The organism is Parabacteroides sp. CT06 (assembly GCF_002257605.1).
Taxonomy (GTDB): domain Bacteria; phylum Bacteroidota; class Bacteroidia; order Bacteroidales; family Tannerellaceae; genus Parabacteroides; species Parabacteroides distasonis.
The window spans coordinates 2,644,735-2,667,391 of sequence record NZ_CP022754.1; the positions used below are offsets into that span (position 1 = coordinate 2,644,735).

Genomic DNA, 22,657 nt, shown 5'->3' on the forward strand with positions numbered 1-22,657 from the left:
AGGAATCATTTCAAATATATCATGGAGATACTAAATTCGTTGTTCACGACAGGAAGACCATCAGTCCCGCTCGAAGTCATCATCGTAGATAATTGCTCATCTGATGGTACGATTTACTTTTTAAAGAAGAATCGGTTTAAGGTAATAACCCGACCAACAAACTTAATAATGTTATAATAGGTGAAAAATACAATCTATCATCAACAAATAGAACATAAATTGCATCTATAAAATTAAAAACATAATAGGACAAAATGATAATGAAACCAGAAATATCGATTATAACAGTTGGCATGAATCACCTTTCATACGTGAAAGAGATGCTTGCGTCTTTGTATTCAGTAGGAAGTCCATCCGTTTCATTCGAGGTTATTTTTGTTGATAATTGTTCTACTGACGGAACCGCCGATTATATCCGGAACAATTATCCTACCATAAAACTCATTGAGAATCAAAAGAAATATGGTTTTGCCCGAAATAATAATATTGGAGCAAAACATGCTATAGGGAATTATATACTTATATTAAACCCAGACATCATATTAACGCAAGGAGCGATCGACAAATTATACAACTATGCGATAAAACATCCTTCATGTGGAATTGTCGCACCCAAGTTACAAAACCGGGACTGCTCATTGCAATATTCTGCACGTAGATTTCCTTCAATTAAGATTTTGCTAAATCGGGCTCTTACCAAAGGAAATGATAAGTCCGGCAATAAAAATGTTCAAACCTATTTACTGAAGAACCTTCCTATGGACACTCCTACAGAGGTCGATTGGTGTATGGGAGCAGCGTTTTTGATCTCTCACACATTCTACAATGAACTAAAAGGATTTGACGAGAAATTCTTCTTGTATGTAGAAGATATGGATATTTGCTATCGTTGTTGGAAAAAGAATAAGAAGGTAGTCTATTACCCTTTATCCAAAATGACGCATGTTCACCAAAGAAGTAGTCAGCGTCTTAATAAGAAAACGTTAATTCATTTGAAAAGTTTCTTTTATTTCTTTAGGAAAAACAGATTTAAGATCAAATCTGAGGCTCAGCACCTCACAAGTGCACCTCAAAGAGAAAAAGAAACATTTCAGTTACAACCAAAGGTCGTTCCTAGCAAATAAAAAAGATGATACAAGAATTCATAAACAAGCAATTTTATAACTTATTTATTTTCACGTTCATATTTGGATTGGTCCTTTATGGAACGATCGGATTTGATAGTATAGATGAGATATGTGCTTGCATCTTGCTTATCTTATTTATTTTCGCAACATTCAAGACACCGGATTGGGCTATAAATAAGTCATTTCTAGCGGTAAGCTCTGTTTTCATATTTTATACGATTTATTCGTTTTATATACATAGTAACTCTGCGAAAGGAATCATCTCAGACATGATTATCCAATTTAAACCCTATTTAGCTTTTTTCGCAGTTTATTATCTCTGTCCTGTATTTAGTTCGAAACAGAAAGATTTGATAAAGAAAATCATTCTTATTATATCCTTTTTCATGTTTCTTATAGGATGTGCGTCTCTAGTCTATCCACTCGCCTTCAGAGTAACTGTTGGGCATGTCGCTTATTTCGCCGCTATCATAACCGCATCCTCCCTGCTTTATTATTATTGTAGCGAAGGTGCTAAAATTGATAAGATGATCTTTATCCTTATTTTAGCGATTGGATTATTCTCGGCTCGTTCAAAGTTCTATGGATTTTTTATCATATCTCTGGTCACCGTGATATTCTTCGGGAACATAAGTCGTCTGAAGCTCAATTTCAAGACAATAGCGATAGCCGTATTAAGTCTTGCCGCAATGGTTTTAGCTAGCTGGAAAAAAATGGTCATGTACTTTGGTGTGGGTAAATCCTTGGACAGTGTTCCCGAGGAATTCATGGCCCGTGCCATGCTATACGTCACATCTTTCGAGATTTTCAAGGACTTTTTCCCATTTGGGTCGGGCTTCGCTAGTTTTGCCTCCCACTCCTCTGGCGTTTATTATTCGCCTCTATACGCAAAATACGGTATCGAGAATGTAAAAGGGATCAGTAAAAACAATTATAGTTATATAGCGGACACCTATTATCCCTGTTTAGCTCAATTTGGGATAATAGGCGTATTCTTATATATACTATTTTTCGCCTATATCATACGGAAAGCCTACAAACTATTTCTCTCTACGCAAAAGGAGAAATATTTTATTATACCTTTTCTTATCATCGGGTATCTATTGATTGAGAATATCGCAGATGCCACGTTTACCGGACATCGGGGTTTCTTTATAATGATGTTGTTAGGGCTTGTAATGTCTGAGCAAAAGCACCAATTGTTGGCTAATAAATCAACCTCTCAAAAACAACCCGAATAATACATGGCAAGCAAAACAGTAAACGGTCTTTTTTGGAGTAGCATGGAAAGGCTTTCGGTACAGGGAGCTCAATTCGTGTTAAGTCTTTTCATCGCTCGTATCTTGTCGCCTTCCGACTATGGACTTGTCGCCATGCTTGGTATTTTCATGGCGGTAGCTCAAACGTTCGTTGATAGTGGCTTCTCGAACGCTCTTATCCAGAAACAGGGAAGAACAGATGTAGACTATTCGACGGTATTCTTTTTCAATATATTTATCGGGATAGCCATGTACCTTCTCCTTTTCTCCACCGCTCCATTCATAGCCTCATTCTACAGCCAGCCTCAACTAGAAACCATCATAAAATTCGTAGGATTAAACTTAATCTTGACCTCATTCTGCGCCGTACAACGAGCACAACTGACCATTTCCCTCGATTTCAAAAAGCAAGCTATCATCTCATTCAGCACAGTAGCTATAAGTGGAGGAATAGGTATATGGCTGGCTTATCATGGTTATGCTGTATGGACACTGGTCATCCAAAGTTTACTCACGAATTTATTAGCTTTGATATTACTTTGGGGAAGTACCCGGTGGATTCCTCGCCTATGTTTCTCCAAAGAGTCTTTCAAGGAATTGTTCGGATTCGGATCTAAATTACTTGCCGGAGGATTGCTTCATACGATATATCTGAATCTATACTCATTGGTAATTGGTAAATATTTTTCATCCGCTGATCTGGGAAACTTCAACAGGGCTACTTCTCTTGCCCAATACGTTTCCGTTAATATAACAAGCATCATCACACGGGTCACTTATCCGATAGAATGCCAAATACAGCATGATAACGAGGAACTGCAACGAAAGTTCTTCATGTTCATCCGTATGACAGCCTTCATCATATTCCCGTTGATGATCGGCTTATGTGTACTGGCTGATCCATTAATTCGTGTTATCTTGACAGATAAGTGGGTACATACCATACCATATTTACAAATATTAAGTATCGCTTATATGTGGGACCCGATCTCACGCCTGAACTGGGATCTGCTCAACGTAAAACGGAGAAGTGATTATTCCCTGCGATCCGAGATCATAAAAAAGCTCATTGCGGTTACTATCTTAGTCATTACCATTCCATTTGGGATCACCATCATGTGCGCCGGTATCGCTGCTTATGCCTTATGTGACATCTATGTATTGACAAGATTCACTAAAAGACTTTTACCCGATGTTTACCTGCGAAAAGAGCTTAAGGCTTTATGTCCTATACTCTTGTTATCCATATCGATGGGACTAATCATATACATTTGCGTAAGTTTTATCCCTATCTTATTATTTAAACTCATTGTCGGTATAATTATAGGTATCTGCTATTATCTAACTCTATCCTATTTGCTTAAATGGGAAGAGATAGATTTCATTCTCTCGTTGATCCTAAAAAAACATAGACAGTAGAAACACAGTAATAACTTGAATAAAAAACACATCCTATGGATATTGTATGTTGCACAGACAATAATTATGTCATACCCTGTGGTGTATTAGTAACCTCTATTTGTGTGAATAACCCGAAAGAGGAGATTACGGTACATATCTTGACAGAGGAAATATCCCCTGAAAACCAAGAGGTATTGAAAAAGGTCGTAGCCAAATATGGCCAGCAAATCCAGTTCTATACTGTAGATAAAAAGGTTTTCGCCAACTGCCCGATAAGTAGACATATCACGTTAGCGACCTATTTTAGACTTATCATGACGGATATACTTCCCAAAAGCGTTGAGAAGGTCCTTTATCTCGACTGTGATGTTGTCGTCCGCCACTCACTACGCTCATTATGGGATACGGATATAAAAAGCTATGCCGCCGGAGTAATCCCTGACATGTCAATAGATGACATACGTATTTACAACCGGCTCCAATATTCCCCATCTCTTGGCTATTTCAACGCTGGGGTATTATTGGTCAACCTAAGATATTGGCGAGAAAATAATCTTTCAGAAAGCTTTTTCGAGATAATCAACAAATACCCTGAGAGACTTAGATACCATGATCAAGATGTATTGAATATAGTATTAAAAGAGATCAAGCTAACCCTGCCCATGAAGTACAATGTACAGCACGGATATTTTTTCAAGGACCCGTTGATTAGCCGAACTTACCGGGATGAAAGAGAGCAAGCTATCACTGACCCCGTTATCTTGCATTACAGCGGCAGCAAACCTTGGTTTATCGAATTTGAGCCTCCTTTCAAAAAAGATTTCGCTTTCTATTTAGACACATCCGGTTTGGACAAAAGCTTTATTAGGCATATCCCCATGAAGGCACGCATTAAGGCAAGATTCCGTTCGTTACTAGAAAAATTGGGGCTTATCGCTCCCAAGGATAGCCTATTCTAACTTACTTTTATCCACGCGTTCCACGTTTGTAATAATCTGTTCATGTCCAAATTATTACAAACGTGGATTATAATAGAAAAGAAAAAAATGAACATACATTTAAAAATCATCAATACGAGCTCATCCGATATTTAATGGTGATACGTATAAACCCAATCTATCAAGCCTCATTAAAGTGAACAACTTACGACTTGTCTAACCGTAGGCTTACGGCTATACCTAGTGCTACGCTTACGGCTTGTATAGTAAATAACTTACGGTTTGAATAATAGATAACGAATCGCTAAAGCTCTCATCTGAACAGCACCAGACTCCTAGCCAATATATAAAATTGGCAGGATCAACAAGCACATTTTACCTCAATATAGGTAATGTCCTCCCCCTTTCATACGACGAAGATGAGACTAAATTGGTGAAGCCTGTTTCATCAACAAAGTTAACTAGCTGGAATGCCTAAGTAAGTTAACTTACTTTGCCGATGAAGCCAACTTACTTTGTAACTACGGATATCCAAAAGAAAAAAGCCCTAAAACCACACATTCAATACGGATTATTTCATATGATCAAATTGGTCAACTTCACACAAAATATTTCTCCGGACATGATCATCCCACACGCTCAAACTTTCAACAACTATGCAGAATGACATATTCCACGGCAAACTGCCGCTTACTAGTTATCTAGCAAGCAGGAAAAATCCAAAACACTGATTTTGCCTAGTACCGCTTTATCTAGTAAGAGAAGGATTTTATGAGAAATGAAGTTTAATAAACAAGTTTCATAAAAATACCTACTATAATTTAAACCATATTTTTTCCGTATGATGAAATTGTGAATAAAATGTGAATAACCATATAAGTTCATATTTTCTACTTTTTTCTATATTTGTAACAATATTAATATTGGAGACCCTATCAATAGTTAAGAGACTATCGACTTTCAAATATCAACCTTAGTTGATTATATCGCAAAAAAGATGTTTAACCTATTAAATCCATAATTTCCCAAAGAATTAACACAAAAAGAATCATGCACAATTCACGTATTTCCATGCACTTGTTCATTTATAGTGGTGTAAAAACCACAAAGAAGCTCATTTAAATTGATTATATATCAATTTAGCAAGAAAAAAATCAATTATTTAATTCACAATATCATGAAAAAAACATTATCCATATTTCTATTGCTATCAATAAAAATAGCAGTATTTTCCCAAACTAGCATCCTAGAAGACAACCTAATGAAAGATGCTGAAGTTGCTTTTCTACAAATAAATCCAACTATCGGTGGGGATGTCACTATTGAGTCAACAAAAACAGAATTAAAAGGAGAGAATATCTACAAGACATTTACAATAAATAGTTCTAAAAATGGAGACTACTACTTAAACGCTTGGATTATGGTACCTTTAACTCCAGAAGGATATCCTGAATATAAAGTAGAGGTTAATAGTATTGTTGTAAATTCAACATTAAAACCATCTAAAAACAATTGGCAATCAGTGGGACTCACAGATAAAAAAGGAAAAGCTTCTACGCTAACACTTGAAAAAGGAGTCAATACAATCTCTATAATCGCAAAAAATCCAGAGATACCAAGTGTAGAATTTGTGCGTTTATCAACAAATCCGATAAAAGCAGAAATATCAGACAATAATTACCAAGATTATGTCGCACAAATAAAATCTCAACCTGCAATAGTTGCGAGTTCACAAGATTTGCTCAACATAGCAGATAGCTCTTATATACAGACAAGGGGTACAGGAGGACAAGAGTATACTTATGGACTAAATATGCCTCTGCAATACACTACTTTTAAATCTTTTAATTTACAAGCTGGGCAATATTATACATTTTCTGCAACCGCATCCAATATCAATTATGAATTTGTTATTGAAGTATTTAATGCTCAAACGCCCAACGCATACTCATGGTCTCTATACGGCAAAGGAAATGCTACGATCCAAGTGCAAACACCCGTATCTGGTATATATTATGTCAGAATCCGTGCATATAACCAACTAACTACAGGTTCTGTAACTCTTAAGGCAGTCAACAATCAGTATACTTACACTAATTGCCCTGTCGGAGGTAATGCTCTAACCGTAAACGGAAGCATATCCGGCCCTAGGAATTTTTTTACTTGTAATGTAACTGCGGGTACTATTGCATGTATTTGGGTGGAAGAAGGTACAGCTGTTCCCGGCAAAATTACAGGCTATAACATGGGCTATACGGCTCCTTCTGATTACAACTGGGCTGGAGGTTCTAAATGTTATCTTAATGGAAGCGCATTCCGCGCAGGTCTGATATCCTCTTATAGTTCATTTAGTGGCAATGCAAAATGCGATGTATATATAAATCTTCCACAGAGTGATGTAACTTCAGTCTTTCCATATTTAAAGACTGGTGATGCTATACGTACAGCACCAGCAACTCAAGTTTATAATTGTATTGCTTGGACCATTGATAGAACTGATGATTGGATATGGCCCATAAGTGTCTATTCATCATACTATAAAGCAGGGGATCCTCTTGCTTCCTTTGATGCTTTATATGCACAATATAATTACACTCGCCAAGGCTCCTCTGTAGAAAAGGGAGTAGTTGCATTATGGGGTACAAGCTCAACTAATTTTACTCATGGATCAATTAAAAATAATGCTAATTCAATTTATCCTCATGGTTATGATTGGGAAAGTAAACCGGGAGCATTAATGCGAACTTTCCATCCTAAGCTCTCAATCAGAGGAGAGGATTATGGAGCCATTCAACATTATTATATACCAATTCCAAACAAAAGTAGAAACACGGTTATAAAGAATAAAATGGAAAAAGCAACTTTGTCCATAATAGAACAGAATAATATTTCTTTATTAAAAGCATCTATGCCAGCACAAATCCAACAAAAATTTAACGATTTATACAATAATTGGGAATTAACATGGAGTAATCCAATCATTGCTACACACAGTGATCCTAGGAAATATGCAGAATCTCAAGAATACTCAACCTTATTAGATCTATGTAAACAAATAGGAGAATCATCAATACTTCTAATTACAGAAAAACTATCTAATGGTGACCTCTTTGCTATAAATTTATTAGAAGACTTAACTTTATCTGAAGAGCAGAACAAATCTCTTTTAATTAAAGTCAAAGAATCAGCTAACAAATTTGCAAAAACAAACAATTATTATCCTAGCAGCATATATTCTAACGCATTAAATTACGCTAAGGAGCTTTTAAAAAGAGATGATCAAAAAATAAAATCCTCTATAAATAGCATCAAAAGCAAAGAATTAAACATTTCATCTAATTTGGATATTTCTATAAAAAACAATACTCTTATCATTACATCAAAAACAATAAAACCATCAAAAATAGATATTAATATTGTTGATATAAATGGCATAGAATTGCTAAAGGATAGCAGAAATAATATATCTTTTGATCAAAAGATAATCATCAATTTATCTTTCCTAAAAGACGGATTATATTTTATCAACACAAAGCAAGAGAATAATTATATTTCTAAAAAAATTCAGATCAATAAGAATTAAAGTTATCGATTAATTTTACATTTACAAACAATGGCTATAGTTACATATACAATCTATAGCCATTGTATATAGAAAATTTGCTCAACAAATTCATTTTTATATCCAAGTATTTATCAGCCTTTTTACACACATCATACAGCATCTTTGCAAAAAGACATCAGAGCATAATTGGGTATTAATTAACACAGCTACGCAAAAGAACAAATATACAAGCAACATGACTTATACTCTTAAAAATTTAAATTTTGTATTTTAATACAAAGATCAAAGCAGCATCCTAACACACCATAACTGAATTAAATTCAAAACCAACCCTCAAAACACAGTTAATATTACTCAACTTAAAATCATTAGTTCAAACTAAATAGATTTTTATACTCTTTATATTAAAATATTTCATTTTGAAAAGAAAAAAAGTAATAAAAGAAATTACCACCTTTTTGACAACAACAAATAAAGTCCCTTTACTATTTTATTTATAATTGAAAACATCATATTTCAGTTCATAACAACGGATAGAGCCCGGTTGATAACAGCAAACCAAGAAACTATTTGGTAAAGTAAGAACATCTCCGTAGCCGACATCAAAATTATCGCTTTCAAAAAGACTAGCAGGATTACTAGCCAACTTCCCATCTTTAAGAAGTACCGTATCAAAACTATATTTACCACGATTGGAGTCCTTAACATTCCGGTAAGTTAGTATAAAAGCATCCTTATAAGGAGTTAAAGAAGGAGCATGCCCTTCTATCGGTAAAAAACTCCATGTCCAAGTCACCCCCAAATCCTCACTAACTCCAATCTCAAGACGATTGTCTCCATTCTCTGACTGTTGACGACCCACGACGTACATTTTCCCATCATAATACCCCAGCGAGGCCTCATTAATACGTCCACATTCTATTTGATTTGTCCACAGACGCTCATCTAACCAAGATACAACCTCCCAACTCCTCCCAAAGTCTTCCGATTTTTCCAACCATGTAACAGCCCAACGATTATAACATACCGCATAAATTACATCATCTATTATAACCATATTCCCACGGGCTGCCGCAAATGTCTCGTCTTTTGGAAAAGGAAATAAAACAGGCGATCCATAGAAAATACCCCAATTCTCCGAACAAATGCTTTTCACAATGGATTCCGTCTCCGATTCTCTTTCAAAGAAACGGCAAAGTATACCGTTATTAGGTAATACTAAAAGCTGAGGATCCCTCACGTCATGCCCTTTAACTGGAGCAAATATAACCTTCCTGTTAACCCATGTTTTTCCTTTATCGAAACTCTCCATCTGTATTAACTTACTATCAAAACTAACGTGGCTCGAACCTTCTCTATAAACCACGATAATCTTACTTCGATCCTTATTCCCCGCAATGGCAGGAAAAGCCAAATGTAGGCTACTATCGTCAATAGACGTACTACGAAGCAAATTTGGGTTATATATTTCCTTTAGCTCATCATCACCACAAGCCATAAAAGGAAATAAAAATACCATAATAAATAAAAGTAGATGGTGTTTCATAAAGCATATATTTTAACTTTAGTTAATCATCTGATAAATACTCCCGCTTGAAAGGTTCTCCTTTTTTTATATCACATTTCACCTTTTTGCCCAATATATCCGGTAAATACTTAGGCGATAGACCATCAGAGGGTCTAACAGAACGAACATTTTCTTCTGTTACTGTATCACCAGCATACATATCTTGAGCGACAAATAAGGAACGGGCAAATTTCCTGTTATTCCTCACCTTTTCAGTTAACTCATAGGTTGGCTTTCCCAATGCCATCTCGACTTCTCTTACACATCGAACCATTTCGGAGAACTCCTCCTTATTCATAGAAAAAGCCGCATCCGGTCCACCTATACCCCGATCCAAAATAAAATGCTTCTCGAGAATTCGAGCACCCAACGCAACCGAGGCTACCGCCACCGAACTAGACATCGTATGATCTGAAAGCCCTACAGGAAGTTTGAAACGCTTTCTCATATCAGGAATCGTCCTCAAGTTCGCAAGCGCCACAGGAGCCGGATAAGAAGATGTACATTTCAATAAGGCAATCTGATCATTACCGACTCTTTTGCAAGCGGCTATCGCCCCCTCAATATCCTCATAAGTAGCTATTCCCGTTGATATTATGACTGGTTTCATCTTTGAGGCCACATACTCGATCAAAGGAATATCCGTAATCTCAAAGCTAGCGATCTTATATGCCGGAACATCCATAGCCTCCAAGAAATCCACAGATGTTTTGTCAAATGGAGATGAGAAACAAATCAGACCTTCCTCTTCCGCAATACGTTTTAATTCAGGTTGCCATTTCCAAGGAGTAAAGGCGTTCTGATATAATTTATACAATGTGGTTCCATCCCATAAAGTATCTTGCTTTATTTGAAAATAAGCATTATCACAATCTAATGTAAGAGTATCCGCCGTATAGGTTTGCAATTTGATGGCATCCGCACCAGCAGCCTTGGCTGCTTTCACGGTCTCTACGGCGATGTTGAAATCATGATTATGATTCGCAGACATTTCCGCTATAATAAATACCCGATCGGAATCTTCCCGATCAAGACCAAAATATTCGAATAAATTAGTTTCCATACACATAACAATACTTCAACGCATGTTTATTATCACTAACACAATCCTTAAAACCAGCACGAATAAACGCATATCTTGAAGCCATATTCTCGGTTTTCACATATGCGTAAATCTTACTTATTTGCCTTTCACGCTCATGGAAATGCCTCAAAGCCTTTTCCAATAAGCAAAGAGCAAGTCCAAATCCTCTGTAGTTAGCTCCGATACTTATACTAATCACCGCACTGTTATTTTCCTCAATATCGAAACGGACTTGTCCAATTAATTTCTCTTTCTCGTAAAAGACAAATAGTCTTCTTGCTCTATTCTTTAAGGTCGCATAAAACCAATTTCTATGTTCATCCAATGATATAGCATGGGTCGAAAAAGAATTTTGCCGTACCATCCGATCATTCGTAAGCTCGAACAGAGGTAGTAAGTCTTCTTCTTTAGCCAATCTCATATCCATATTCATCTCATAAAACATCCGGGTTACAGCTTTCATAATCCGATGAGCCCCTTTTCCATCGATTTGACTTATCCCCCGACAAAAAATCTCCCGCCGATATTCGGAGTTCTCAAATTTTAACATAATCTTATCCAGATCATCTATATGCCAATCTTTTGTGGCATCAATAAATTCATCGACAAAGCCAATATTCTTCCACCCCGCAATATTGTTACCTTGGTTTTCAGCCACCTTAAAGATAACGGATGGCAGACCTGTTATCGCCAATTCGTTTATCGTCTGTCCAGCCGCAGAGATCGCAAGATCCGCAGCTAACATCAAATCTCTCATCACTTCAGCCTCTACATTACGGTATATAACCGTATTATCATCCGCCATCCTCTCTATTTCTGCCTTATGAGAAAATGCAGGCCCTAAGATAACGATTTTCCTCAAATTAGCATAGCAATTCGTCAACTTCTCCAAAATTTTTGGCGTTAGATTTAAAGGATCACTACCTCCGAAAGTAATTAGGACAGTCTTTATTTTCTCCCGGATTTCTCTATGACCACATAAGTTTTTAAATGCCTCACGTAAAATCACATAATCCTTTCCTAACAAATAACGTTGTCCAAGATTCCGTTTATAGGGAATCAATTCCGCACCGACTGTCCCATTTATGATGATTCCCTCCGGATATTCCAAACGATTAAAATCATCTAAATAAGCAGCAACCTTTACCCGCTGTCTTATTTCGGTATAAAGTCCTTTTCCTGCCAAATAGGAATCAATAACTATTATGTCATCTTGAGATAGATACTCAAGCAAACGTTCCGTGTTCTCCAACCAATTAAAGACAAACAGAGGATAAGATTGTACTAAATTTTTTACACTCTCATCCCCATTCACAATAAAGGTTACATTTGCGTTTCTCTCCCGAAATACTTGGGCAATAGCCGTACAACGGGAAATATGCCCATAGCCTGTGTGCGAATATCCCTCAGTTAAAATCAGAACTCTCATATCAACTCATATGAAGTAGTTTATATTTCATCTCCGCTAAAGCCCAATCTGTATCCGTATCAATATCTTGTACACGAAACTCATCCAGAACAATCGCCGTGCCATTCTCACTTAGCAATTTTTTATCTTTTAATAGAGAAGAGGTCTTTATCCAATAAAACGTACCACTATCATGATAGGCGGGGCGCAAATCTTGACTCCGGCTAAATCTATACTCTGGCCAATTCATGTTTAAATTTCCTTTTTCATCTATCGATAAAGAACGCAGTATCGGATATGAGAAAGCGACCACCGGACAGATAGAATCAAAGGTAGACATAACTAACTGATCATAAGCAGAACGAACATCCTCGGAAGAAATCAATGGGGCTGTTGGAAGCAAACAACAGATCAAGTCAAACTCATACCCTCTCCCTTTATAGGCATTGACAACCTCGACCAATACATCCGCCAATGTAGCATAGTCATTAGCATTTTCCGTAGAACGCAGAAAAGGGACAGAAGCCCCTTCTTGACGGGCTATCTCGGCGATTTCCACATCATCCGTCGAAACCATCACCTCCTCAAACAGTCCGGAACCAAGAGCGGCCTCTATTGAATATGCTATTATCGGTCTGCCCAAAAAAGGTTTTATATTTTTATGAGGAATCCGTTTACTACCTCCTCGTGCTGGTATTATTGCCAAACATTTCATTTTTTCGTTATTTTTATGATCTTAATTTAACCAAAATCTGATACAAGCTTATGCCCAAATCAGTCTGAAAATAAATAGCACGAAGCAATATACGAAGTTTCAATGGAACTTTTGTCTTGTAATAACTATTCTTCATGAAACAAGGAAATATCTCTTCCATCTCCCGCTTGATTTGATTCACATACTTTTTCTCAGGAGGATCAAACTGTGATATGGCGCCTAGAATTGAGTTTACATAAAAAAGCTCAGTAAATCGAAACTCTACTTCTTCCGGATATATCTCATAGATACCTAATCTACGCATATTATCCAAAAACATTTTAGAAGTCTTCAAACGGTCAAAAAAGCGATAGTTATTAATACTCCGAGTCGTAGAAATATTATTACAACGATAATAATAATAAGGATGGGTATCCTTCACGATCTTTCTCGCGCTCAAATATAGAGCAGTTACAATCGCATTATCTTCATAGAATAGCTCCTCAGGAAATTCTATTTTATTTCTGATAAAGACTTCTTTTTTGATTATATTAGTCCAAATCCGACATTCACCTTCAATAAAACGCTTATTTCTTTCATGTTCAGGCAATGAAAACCATTCAGGTTTACAGTTAATCCGTAAACGAATATCTTGTTCACTATAATACTGAAAATAGTCACCACATACCATTTCCGCATCATGCGTAACCGCTAATGTATAGAGATTTTCATACATGTCAAGAGAAACCCAATCATCGCTATCAACAAAACCAAGGAAAGGAGCCCTCGCTTTTTTTATCCCGACATTACGGGCTCCCCCTTGTTTTATATTGCGAGGTAAATCAATAACAACAATACGATTATCCTTTGCCTCATAATCCCGAAGTATATCTAATGATTTATCTGTAGAGCAATCGTTCACACAGATAATCTCAATATTATGCAATGTCTGGGAAATCAACGAATCCAAACATTTCCCAATGTATTTTTCCACATTAAATACTGGGATAACAATGCTAACCGCAGGAATATTTTGGTCCATCTCTCTATTTGTTTTTTAAGAAAGGAATTCTTTAATCTTCGCTATTACATATTCCTGCTCTTCATCAGTCAGTGTCGGATACATTGGCAGACTCAAACAATGCTTATAATATTCCTCCATCACAGGTTGATCTCCTTCTTTATTTCCTAACTGCCTATAATAAGGGGTCAGATGCAAAGGGACATAATGAACTTGCGCATAAATATTATTCTTATGCAAATAATCATATAATCCTAATCTGTCCTCCACTTGGATTATAAATAAATGATAGGCATGAAAGACCTGATCCGATACAAAAGGGAGTGAAACCCCCTTCAGATCGGAAAGACCTTCCCTATATCGCCGGGCAATCTCTTGCCGCCGTGCCAATCCCATATCGGCTCTTTTCAATTGTGATATTCCTAAAGCTGCCTGAAAATCAGTAATCCGATAATTATATCCAAGCTCTTGCATCTCATAATACCAGCCACCATGGTTCTCGCACAAAAGTGCCGGATCCTTGGTAATGCCGTGTGTACGGTATAGACAAAGTTTTTCATATAATTTCTTACTATTTGTCGTAGCCATCCCCCCCTCGCCAGTCGCAATATGTTTTACCGGATGAAACGAAAAAACACTAATATCCGCAAAGTTCCCATTGCCACATAGCTGCTTTTCACCTTTACTATCAATAAAATATCCACCCGGAGCATGACAAGCATCTTCTATAATCCATAAGCCGTACTCATCCGCCAATTGACGAAAGGCCTCCAAATTGGCTGGATAACCCGCAAAATCAACCAAAACAATTCCCTTATAAGTGCCTTTGGGAGATTGTGACAATAAACGGCTTAATTTCTTTATATCCATCAAATAGGTATCTTCCTCTACATCACAGAACACAACCTCACCTCCCCGAAAGCGAATACAATTAGCGCTAGCCGCAAAAGTCAAAGGAGTCACAATCACTTTATCACCCAGATTCACATCAAGTGCCGTAGCCGCTAAATGAAGACCCGCCGTAGCATTATTAACTGCTATAGCATATTTACAGCCGACATAAGAGGCAAAAGCCTCCTCAAATTCTTTTATTTTTGGCCCTTGAGTTAAATAATCCGACTTTAAGGCATCTATTACACATTGAATATCCTCATCCGTAATATGCTGACGTCCATAAGGAATAGGTTTAGTAATCATTTTATCTCAAAATTAGGATCTACATATTTCTTTATTTTTTCCCGCATAGACTCTACAGTCTCCCATTCCGTATTCGTATCAGAACTATAATGGAATCCCTCTGGAACCTTAACCGCATTATGATGATTTACATAGTCTTCATATTTATGATTAAACGCAACAGAGGGCAAGATCGCATAATAAGGACCTAGATCTATAGTATTCATGGCATCCGTGACCGTAATCATTTCCTCATGCAATTTTTCCCCGGGGCGTATACCGACCTCCACCAATGGAAGGTTAGGCGCAATAGCCTTCGCAACATCCACTATTCGATAAGATGGAATCTTAGGAATAAAAATCTCACCTCCTAAATGATGACCGATAGCGAACATGACCAAAGCAACTCCCGCTTCTAACGAAATATTGAAACGAGTCATCTTCATATTCGTAATAGGTAACTCTACCGCACCTGAATCTCTCCTGTTAATGAAAAAAGGAATAACAGAGCCCCTTGATCCCATAACATTGCCATAACGGACCACTGAAAACTTGATATCCCGCGGACCACTAATATTATTTGCGGCAACAAACAACTTATCAGAAGTCAGCTTTGTAGCCCCATATAAATTAATCGGAGCACAAGCCTTATCCGTAGATAAAGCCACAACATGCTTTACTTTTGTACGCAAGGCTGCATTAATCACATTTTGAGCTCCATGTACATTTGTCTTTATGCATTCATCCGGATTATATTCGGCCGTATCCACTTGCTTAATAGCCGCAGCATGAATAATTACATCTATGCCTTCGCAAGCACGTTCCAAACGTTCTCCATCCCGGACGTCTCCAATAAAGAAACGTAATTGAGGATACTTTGACGCAGGGTATTTTTGCTTCAGCTCAAACTGTTTCAACTCGTCACGTGAATAAATAACAATTCTTTTCACTTGAGGATAATCACGAAGGATTGTCTCCACGAATTTTTTACCAAAAGAACCTGTTCCTCCAGTAATTAAAACAGACTTTTCATTTAACATATTACTTCTATTTATATCTATTCTATAACTCCTTCGATTGTATATAAGAAGCTACAATATCATACTCTTCAAATGGTTGTCCCATATTTTTATTAATAATACGATCCTGAAACCAAATCACTGATGTACTATTTTCATGAAAAACAGAAAGTTTATTTCCATTATCCAACAAGATTAGAATTAAAAACTCAACCATTATGTTTGATTGTACTATTTTTAATCCATATTGATACAAATCCTCTGTTTTTTTTATATGAGGATGCAATTTCACATAAACATAATCAAAATCATTTTTCTCTTTATCCAGAGCTTTCAATATGTTTACATTAATTTGATGATTAGTTAAATAAATTCCAACCGATTTATTTTTCACAGATAAAAATTCTTCATATCCCGTAGAAAAATTCAAAAACAATGGTAATTCTTCCCTTAACCTCTTAACAAAGGGCTTCTGGAATGATTTCAAAGATTTTGAATATCCTGGGAACTGAGACCTATACAAATCCGGCAAATAAAGAAACTGCCCCGTAAGAAACTTTGAAAAACCAATATGGTCACCAACACCCGTAAGCTTATTTATTATATTCTTCAAGCCTTTTGAATTATCAAAACGATCTCTTCTGTAGCTTCCGAATCCTTCTTCAAACATATACATTCGTTTAAATCGGGATAGCTTAAAAAATATTCCATAAACAAAAGAAGCATCTACCTCTACGAACAACGTATTTACTGGGTGAAAAAACAAATATAAATCCAAATGAAACAAATCTTTGAAATATAATATATCATTCCATGTATCATCAAATGTCTTAACTTGATGAAAGAACAATTCCGCATCCCTAAAATGTCCTAAAATAATTAGAACCTTTTTTGAAGATGCATTTCCATATCCAATATTTCTTACATTAAAATATTGCAATGGCTTAGAACATATATATATATCAGTATCCATTATATCACGCCAGCTTGTTTCCTTGTTTTATCGTATTCTCTTTTTAGTTCTATAAGTTGCTCTTTACAGAATAAATATACGACAGGAACCACAATTGTCAATAAAAACACGGCGAGAGCAGCATATAGTTTACGAGGGGCCACGGGTGTACTCTTCACAAATGCCTCATCAACAATCAATGCCCTATTCATACTTTTATTTAATTTCAATAATGCCTCTTCTCGTTTTTGTAATAATATCAAATAAACACCTTGAGCAATCTCTTGATCACGCTTATAATTCATGAATTCTCGTTCTTGAGTTGGAACGTTACCCATTTTATCCAAAATAGCCTTCTCCTTAGACTTGAGATCTTTCAATGTCAAATTCAGGCTTTCTTGCGCATTCTTGATCGTAAGGGCAACACTCTTACGCATTTGATCTAATTGCTTATCCATCACAGTAAATAAAGGGTTGTCCTCTTTCGAGTTTTGCAACATTCGCTGACGATTTACCAACAACTCATTATAAGTAGTTATGGAACCGCCTTTCTCTCCTTCTTGGACATTCATCAATACGGGTACCAAATTATACTTATTAGCAGGATTTTGCACGAAGTCTTCCATAAATCTAATAGCATGCCCTTGAGCCTCCATCTCAACAATTTTCGTTTGGATCTCTTTCATTTGATCCACATAAAATTGCACATCGGCTGTCAAGTCAGTCATTTGGTTATTTTTCTTATAGATCTCTATAGATCGTTCAGCATTAGCTAAATCCGATATTACCTTATTGATTCGCTCATCCAAAAACTGTATTGTAGCACGAGCTTCTTTATTATTTATTGAATCGGCACGATTATTATATTCAAACATTAATGCGTTTAAAACGTCAATACCTCGTTTTTTCTCATATTCCCTCAAAGTACATTCTATAACATTTGAATTATCTGAGTAAGTCTCAATTTCTATATCCTGCGCAAAATCATCTCCAACAAAACCAGCCGGCCTCATGGTTATATAAAGTTTCATGCTTTCTCCCAATTTATGGTTGGCTCCATAACTTAGGATAAACCGATTATTACCGAATTCAACGATCGCAGGTAATGAAGAAAACTCATAAGACCGCTTCTGACTTTTTGTCTTCCCTTCGATCTTTATTTTTCCCTCACGATCTTCCCGGACATAAAACTCTATTGTTTCCTCTTGAGATTTCAATGTGCTAGAATCTGCAACCATCAGAAAAGGGGTATTCACATACTGTTTATATTTCCAAGTTAACGGTTCAACATACTCTGCATTTAAGCCCAATTTTGAAACAACCTCATACCATAAAGTATGAGACTTTAACACCGCTAATTCATCATCAATAACAATACCCGCACTACCTCCTCCATTCAAACCAAAAGATTTCATCAAACCTGCCGCATCTCCCAAAGACATATTTCCTGAGGACATGGAAGTATCATCTTGAACTTTAAAACGAGCCATTACTTCGTAAGTTGTCGGATAATAAATCAAATATAATACAGCTGGTATTAGAGATATAACAAAAGTGCCTAGAAATAATCTCCAGTGCCTTAGATACCCTATTAGAATAGACTTTAAACTTATAGTCTCATTTCCTATATTTGTTGAATCCATAGCTAAACAATTACTTCTTAATATTAATAATCGTGATCACCATCGAAGAAATAACAGAAATCGCACTAATTATCGAGGAGAATACAGTTATATTATACTGTTTGCTTTGACTAAATCGAGAATTACGCTGCTTTGCCAAATTGGGCTCAACATAAATAACGTCATTTTGCCTTAAATAAAAATAGGGAGATGTAAATAGCGAAGGATCAGTTATATCCATACGAACAAATTCTTTTTGCCCATCATTATCTCTTATCAGCAAAATATTCTTCCTATTGGCTGTAATCGCCAAATCTCCAACATACCCAAACGCATCTAAAATAGAGATTCGATCATTCTTTATAGTAAAAGTACCGGGACGATTTACCTCTCCCATTACCGTAATTCTATAATTTGTAATCTGCACGTTAACCAATGGGTTTTCTATGTATTTTGACAATTTACTTTGTAACTCATCACACAGTTCTTGTTTTGATAAACCTGCGACATGAATCTTCCCTAATACAGGGAAATTTATATTACCATCCGAATCAACAAGGTAAGTATACATTGATTGAGAGGCAGCGATAGGTTGGTCACCTTGCTGCGCATACGCAAAAACAGGGGGATTAAATGGCGTCGTCACGGACGGATCCGGAGCTGTAACAGATATCGCCAGTAAATCATCTTTACTGATACGAGACGTATAAGTTTGATTCATTTGACTAATCTGTTCTGGAGTCAAAGTATCTACTCCTTGCAAATACACTACGTCTTTAGGTGCGGAACAAGCCCCTAGCAACAAGACAAACAATATCACTACTGATATTAATTTAATTCTCATAATCTTTGTTTTCTTCAAATAAGATGCAAATATACAATTTTTAGTTGAACTCAAGGGCATAAAGCACCCGTAAGTCCAAAGATACTTCTATAACGATGCAATTGTCTAGATATTGCTGCATGCTAAATCAAAATTATAGTTGTTTTTACCGCTTTTTCATGATTATTGCGTAAGTTTGTGACAAAACAAAAATATATGGTTGAGATAGGAAAATATAACACGCTGAAAATAGTGAAAGACCTTGACTTCGGGGTTTATCTGGATGGCGGTAACGGGGTGGAGATCTTGTTGCCGACTCGTTACGTACCTAAAAACGTGAAGCCCGGGGATGAGGTCGAGGTGTTTATTTATCATGATAATGAAGGGAGGTTGATCGCTACTACCGCACGTCCTCTGGCAACGGTCGGGGAGTTCCAGTTCATGGAGGTAAAAGACGTGAATAATGCCGGCGCATTTCTGGAATGGGGTATCATGAAAGATTTGCTCGTTCCTTTCAAGGAGCAGAAAATGCCGATGAGAGAGGGGAAATGGTACTTGGTCTATGTCCGGCTGGATCATGTGACAGGACGTATCATGGCATCCGCACGTATCGAGAAGTTCTTGAACAATACCCCTATCGATTACGAGCAGAATCAAGAGGTTCAATTATTGGTAGCCGACGAGACGGATCTTGGCTATAAGGTGATCATCAATAACCAGCATTGGGGATTGATCTATTATAATGAGGTATTCCAGCGTCTTGAGAAAGGCGAGCATCTGAAAGGCTATATAAAAGAGGTACGTGAGGATGATAAGATAGATGTGAGCCTAACGCCGCAAGGCTACCAAAAGGTAGAGGGGATCGCCGGCGTCATTCTGGAAGCGATGAAAACACAAGGGGGATACATCCCGGTACACGACAAGAGCGATCCGGACGTGATCTATTCCTTATTCCGCTGTAGCAAGAAAGCTTTCAAACAAGCGATCGGGGCACTCTATAAGCAACATCTTATCACGCTGGAAGATGGCGGGATACGGCTCGTAAACGAGAAGTGACCCATTTATATAAAAAAGTCAATGGAATCCGTTACAGAATCCATTGACTTTTCTTTATAAATCCATTGAGTTAGCGAACGGATTCCATTGACTTTCTAATCCAACTTCAATACGGCCAGGAACGCTTTTTGCGGAACTTCTACCGTACCGATCTGCTTCATTCGTTTCTTTCCCTCTTTCTGTTTTTCCAGCAATTTACGCTTACGGGAGATATCGCCTCCATAACACTTCGCCGTCACGTCTTTACGGACAGCCTTGATCGTCTCACGAGCGATGATCTTTGCGCCTATCGCCGCTTGGATAGCGATATCGAATTGCTGGCGAGGGATCAACTCTTTCAGTTTCTCGCACATACGACGTCCGAAAGTAACGCTATTATCCACGTGCGTCAATGTAGACAAAGCGTCTACCGGCTCACCGTTCAACAGGATATCTAATTTAGCCAACTTACTGGGACGGAAATCATGTAAATGGTAATCGAAAGAAGCGTACCCTTTTGAAATACTCTTCAACTTATCATAAAAGTCGATTACGATCTCGCCCAACGGCAAGTCATAATGAATCTCGACACGATCACCAGAAATATATTCTTGCTTAAGCAGGACGCCACGCTTACCCAGACAGAGTGTCATGATCGGGCCGATATAGGTAGTGTTCGTGATCACGGAAGCACGGATAAACGGCTCGTCGATATGATCAATCAAGGTCGGGTCCGGCAAGCCTCCCGGATTATGTACCTCGATCTCCTCCCCTTTCTTTGTATGCACGATATAAGAAACGTTCGGTACAGTGGTTATCACATCCATATTGAACTCACGATCCAAACGCTCCTGAACAATCTCCATATGCAACAAGCCCAAGAAACCGCAACGGAACCCAAAACCCAGCGCGGCGGAACTCTCCGGCTGGAAAGTCAAGGAAGCGTCGTTCAACTGTAATTTCTCCAATGACGCACGAAGGTTCTCGAAATCCTCGCTATCGATTGGATAGACACCGGCGAAGACCATCGGCTTCACCTCCTCAAAACCGGCGATCGCGTCTTTAGCCGGGCGAGACACATGAGTGATCGTATCACCGACACGCACCTCCCGGGACGTCTTGATACCGGAAATGATATATCCTACGTCTCCCGTCCGTATCTCCTCACGGGGGCACATATCTAATTTCAATATACCTACCTCGTCGGCGTCATACTCTTTTCCTGTAGCGATAAACTTCACATGGTCACCTTTACGGATCACGCCGTTTACCACCTTGAAGTAAGCGATAATACCACGGAACGGATTAAAGACGGAGTCAAAAATCAAACACTGCAACGGGGCCTCCGGATCACCTTTCGGAGCCGGGACCTTCTCCACGATCGTATTCAAGATCTCGGTCACTCCCTCGCCTGTCTTTCCGCTCGCTCGTAAGATATCCTCGCGAGGGCAGCCCAACAGTTCCACGATCTGGTCTTCGACCTCCTCCGGCATGGCGCTAGGCAAGTCGATCTTGTTCATCACCGGAATAATCTCTAAGTCATTCTCTATCGCCATATACAGGTTAGAGATGGTTTGCGCCTGAATACCTTGGGCCGCGTCCACGATCAGCAACGCACCCTCGCAGGCGGCGATAGAGCGGGAAACCTCATACGAGAAGTCCACGTGCCCCGGAGTATCGATCAGGTTCAGTATATATTCTTCACCCTTATAATTATACTTCATCTGGATCGCATGGCTCTTGATCGTAATACCACGCTCACGCTCTAAATCCATGTCGTCAAGGACTTGAGCTTGCATGTCTTTACCTTCTACTGTCTTGGTATACTCAAGCAAACGGTCTGCCAAGGTACTTTTCCCATGGTCAATATGAGCAATAATACAGAAATTGCGGATATTCTTCATCTGCTAAATTTATTTTTAGGTACGCGAAGATAGGAAATTTAGCCTAAATACTATACTTTTGG

General features: G+C 37.7%; 18 protein-coding genes. 7 read left to right on the forward strand and 11 right to left on the reverse strand.

Annotation, left to right across the window (positions count from 1 at the left end; all coding sequences use genetic code 11):
• Positions 1 to 21: 21 nt before the first annotated feature.
• From CI960_RS11540 to CI960_RS11565, 6 genes are all read left to right on the forward strand, one after another.
• Positions 22 to 177: a glycosyltransferase gene (locus tag CI960_RS11540; RefSeq protein ID WP_229033172.1), complete on the forward strand. Its 156-nt coding sequence runs from the start codon at positions 22 to 24 to the stop codon at positions 175 to 177.
• Between the two features lie 83 nt (positions 178 to 260).
• A complete protein-coding gene (locus tag CI960_RS11545) occupies positions 261 to 1,124 on the forward strand; it encodes a glycosyltransferase family 2 protein (RefSeq protein WP_008778269.1) in 864 nt (287 codons plus the stop codon).
• A gap of 389 nt (positions 1,125 to 1,513) precedes the next feature.
• Positions 1,514 to 2,368, forward strand: coding sequence for an O-antigen ligase (locus tag CI960_RS11550; protein ID WP_224202488.1), 855 nt, complete (start codon positions 1,514 to 1,516; stop codon positions 2,366 to 2,368).
• Positions 2,369 to 2,371: 3 nt separating this feature from the next.
• The gene (locus CI960_RS11555) at positions 2,372 to 3,805 is read left to right on the forward strand and encodes a lipopolysaccharide biosynthesis protein (protein ID WP_005856137.1); all 1,434 of its coding nucleotides are present in this window, start codon (positions 2,372 to 2,374) and stop codon (positions 3,803 to 3,805) included.
• Positions 3,806 to 3,840: 35 nt separating this feature from the next.
• Positions 3,841 to 4,746: a glycosyltransferase family 8 protein gene (locus CI960_RS11560; protein WP_005856135.1), complete on the forward strand. Its 906-nt coding sequence runs from the start codon at positions 3,841 to 3,843 to the stop codon at positions 4,744 to 4,746.
• A gap of 1,156 nt (positions 4,747 to 5,902) precedes the next feature.
• Positions 5,903 to 8,308 (forward strand): T9SS type A sorting domain-containing protein, encoded by a 2,406-nt coding sequence (locus CI960_RS11565; RefSeq protein WP_005856129.1) that lies wholly within the window; start codon positions 5,903 to 5,905, stop codon positions 8,306 to 8,308.
• Between the two features lie 472 nt (positions 8,309 to 8,780).
• Here CI960_RS11565 and CI960_RS11570 read toward each other — a convergent pair whose 3' ends face one another.
• The 10 genes from CI960_RS11570 to CI960_RS11615 are packed head-to-tail and all read right to left on the reverse strand — an operon-like array spanning position 8,781 to position 19,677.
• On the reverse strand, positions 8,781 to 9,836 hold the full coding sequence (locus CI960_RS11570; protein ID WP_005856125.1) for a sialidase family protein: 1,056 nt from the start codon (positions 9,834 to 9,836) through the stop codon (positions 8,781 to 8,783).
• Between the two features lie 22 nt (positions 9,837 to 9,858).
• Positions 9,859 to 10,920, reverse strand: coding sequence for a pseudaminic acid synthase (pseI, locus tag CI960_RS11575; RefSeq protein ID WP_275955221.1), 1,062 nt, complete (start codon positions 10,918 to 10,920; stop codon positions 9,859 to 9,861).
• A complete protein-coding gene (locus CI960_RS11580; protein WP_005856119.1) occupies positions 10,910 to 12,370 on the reverse strand; it encodes a bifunctional UDP-2,4-diacetamido-2,4,6-trideoxy-beta-L-altropyranose hydrolase/GNAT family N-acetyltransferase in 1,461 nt (486 codons plus the stop codon). The genes pseI and CI960_RS11580 overlap by 11 nt, the downstream gene beginning before the upstream one ends.
• Position 12,371: 1 nt before the next feature.
• On the reverse strand, positions 12,372 to 13,064 hold the full coding sequence (gene pseF / locus CI960_RS11585) for a pseudaminic acid cytidylyltransferase (protein WP_005856117.1): 693 nt from the start codon (positions 13,062 to 13,064) through the stop codon (positions 12,372 to 12,374).
• Positions 13,065 to 13,077: 13 nt separating this feature from the next.
• Positions 13,078 to 14,085: a glycosyltransferase family 2 protein gene (locus tag CI960_RS11590; RefSeq protein WP_005856115.1), complete on the reverse strand. Its 1,008-nt coding sequence runs from the start codon at positions 14,083 to 14,085 to the stop codon at positions 13,078 to 13,080.
• Positions 14,086 to 14,100: 15 nt separating this feature from the next.
• Positions 14,101 to 15,261, reverse strand: coding sequence for a UDP-4-amino-4,6-dideoxy-N-acetyl-beta-L-altrosamine transaminase (gene pseC / locus CI960_RS11595; RefSeq protein ID WP_005856113.1), 1,161 nt, complete (start codon positions 15,259 to 15,261; stop codon positions 14,101 to 14,103).
• Positions 15,258 to 16,280 (reverse strand): UDP-N-acetylglucosamine 4,6-dehydratase (inverting), encoded by a 1,023-nt coding sequence (gene pseB, locus CI960_RS11600; protein ID WP_005856110.1) that lies wholly within the window; start codon positions 16,278 to 16,280, stop codon positions 15,258 to 15,260. Before pseB ends, pseC begins: the two co-directional genes overlap by 4 nt.
• Positions 16,281 to 16,302: 22 nt before the next feature.
• Positions 16,303 to 17,232: a hypothetical protein gene (locus tag CI960_RS11605; RefSeq protein WP_005856106.1), complete on the reverse strand. Its 930-nt coding sequence runs from the start codon at positions 17,230 to 17,232 to the stop codon at positions 16,303 to 16,305.
• Positions 17,232 to 18,854 (reverse strand): GNVR domain-containing protein, encoded by a 1,623-nt coding sequence (locus tag CI960_RS11610; RefSeq protein WP_005856104.1) that lies wholly within the window; start codon positions 18,852 to 18,854, stop codon positions 17,232 to 17,234. Before CI960_RS11610 ends, CI960_RS11605 begins: the two co-directional genes overlap by 1 nt.
• Positions 18,855 to 18,864: 10 nt before the next feature.
• Positions 18,865 to 19,677, reverse strand: coding sequence for a polysaccharide biosynthesis/export family protein (locus CI960_RS11615; protein WP_008778266.1), 813 nt, complete (start codon positions 19,675 to 19,677; stop codon positions 18,865 to 18,867).
• Positions 19,678 to 19,872: 195 nt separating this feature from the next.
• Between CI960_RS11615 and CI960_RS11620 the strand changes: the two genes are divergently transcribed.
• Positions 19,873 to 20,712 (forward strand): S1 RNA-binding domain-containing protein, encoded by an 840-nt coding sequence (locus tag CI960_RS11620; protein ID WP_005856099.1) that lies wholly within the window; start codon positions 19,873 to 19,875, stop codon positions 20,710 to 20,712.
• A gap of 95 nt (positions 20,713 to 20,807) precedes the next feature.
• On the opposite strand, the gene lepA is transcribed toward CI960_RS11620, so the two are convergent.
• Positions 20,808 to 22,595 carry a translation elongation factor 4 gene (gene lepA, locus CI960_RS11625; RefSeq protein ID WP_005856098.1) on the reverse strand — a complete coding sequence of 596 codons (1,788 nt, stop codon included), beginning with the start codon at positions 22,593 to 22,595 and terminating at the stop codon, positions 20,808 to 20,810.
• Between the last annotated feature and the right edge of the window lie 62 nt (positions 22,596 to 22,657).

What these genes read in the sequence shown, in the direction of transcription:
- CI960_RS11560 (WP_005856135.1), top strand. Translation starts at nt 3,841, where the DNA reads ATGGATATTGTATGTTGCACAGACAATAATTATGTCATACCCTGTGGT.
- CI960_RS11565 (WP_005856129.1), top strand. Translation starts at nt 5,903, where the DNA reads ATGAAAAAAACATTATCCATATTTCTATTGCTATCAATAAAAATAGCA.
- CI960_RS11610 (WP_005856104.1), bottom strand. Translation starts at nt 18,854, where the DNA reads ATGGATTCAACAAATATAGGAAATGAGACTATAAGTTTAAAGTCTATT.
- pseF (WP_005856117.1), bottom strand. Translation starts at nt 13,064, where the DNA reads ATGAAATGTTTGGCAATAATACCAGCACGAGGAGGTAGTAAACGGATT.
- pseC (WP_005856113.1), bottom strand. Translation starts at nt 15,261, where the DNA reads ATGATTACTAAACCTATTCCTTATGGACGTCAGCATATTACGGATGAG.
- CI960_RS11580 (WP_005856119.1), bottom strand. Translation starts at nt 12,370, where the DNA reads ATGAGAGTTCTGATTTTAACTGAGGGATATTCGCACACAGGCTATGGG.
- lepA (WP_005856098.1), bottom strand. Translation starts at nt 22,595, where the DNA reads ATGAAGAATATCCGCAATTTCTGTATTATTGCTCATATTGACCATGGG.
- CI960_RS11620 (WP_005856099.1), top strand. Translation starts at nt 19,873, where the DNA reads ATGGTTGAGATAGGAAAATATAACACGCTGAAAATAGTGAAAGACCTT.
- pseB (WP_005856110.1), bottom strand. Translation starts at nt 16,280, where the DNA reads ATGTTAAATGAAAAGTCTGTTTTAATTACTGGAGGAACAGGTTCTTTT.
- CI960_RS11555 (WP_005856137.1), top strand. Translation starts at nt 2,372, where the DNA reads ATGGCAAGCAAAACAGTAAACGGTCTTTTTTGGAGTAGCATGGAAAGG.
- CI960_RS11550 (WP_224202488.1), top strand. Translation starts at nt 1,514, where the DNA reads ATGTTTCTTATAGGATGTGCGTCTCTAGTCTATCCACTCGCCTTCAGA.
- CI960_RS11545 (WP_008778269.1), top strand. Translation starts at nt 261, where the DNA reads ATGAAACCAGAAATATCGATTATAACAGTTGGCATGAATCACCTTTCA.
- pseI (WP_275955221.1), bottom strand. Translation starts at nt 10,920, where the DNA reads ATGGAAACTAATTTATTCGAATATTTTGGTCTTGATCGGGAAGATTCC.
- CI960_RS11570 (WP_005856125.1), bottom strand. Translation starts at nt 9,836, where the DNA reads ATGAAACACCATCTACTTTTATTTATTATGGTATTTTTATTTCCTTTT.
- CI960_RS11605 (WP_005856106.1), bottom strand. Translation starts at nt 17,232, where the DNA reads ATGGATACTGATATATATATATGTTCTAAGCCATTGCAATATTTTAAT.
- CI960_RS11590 (WP_005856115.1), bottom strand. Translation starts at nt 14,085, where the DNA reads ATGGACCAAAATATTCCTGCGGTTAGCATTGTTATCCCAGTATTTAAT.
- CI960_RS11615 (WP_008778266.1), bottom strand. Translation starts at nt 19,677, where the DNA reads ATGAGAATTAAATTAATATCAGTAGTGATATTGTTTGTCTTGTTGCTA.
- CI960_RS11540 (WP_229033172.1), top strand. Translation starts at nt 22, where the DNA reads ATGGAGATACTAAATTCGTTGTTCACGACAGGAAGACCATCAGTCCCG.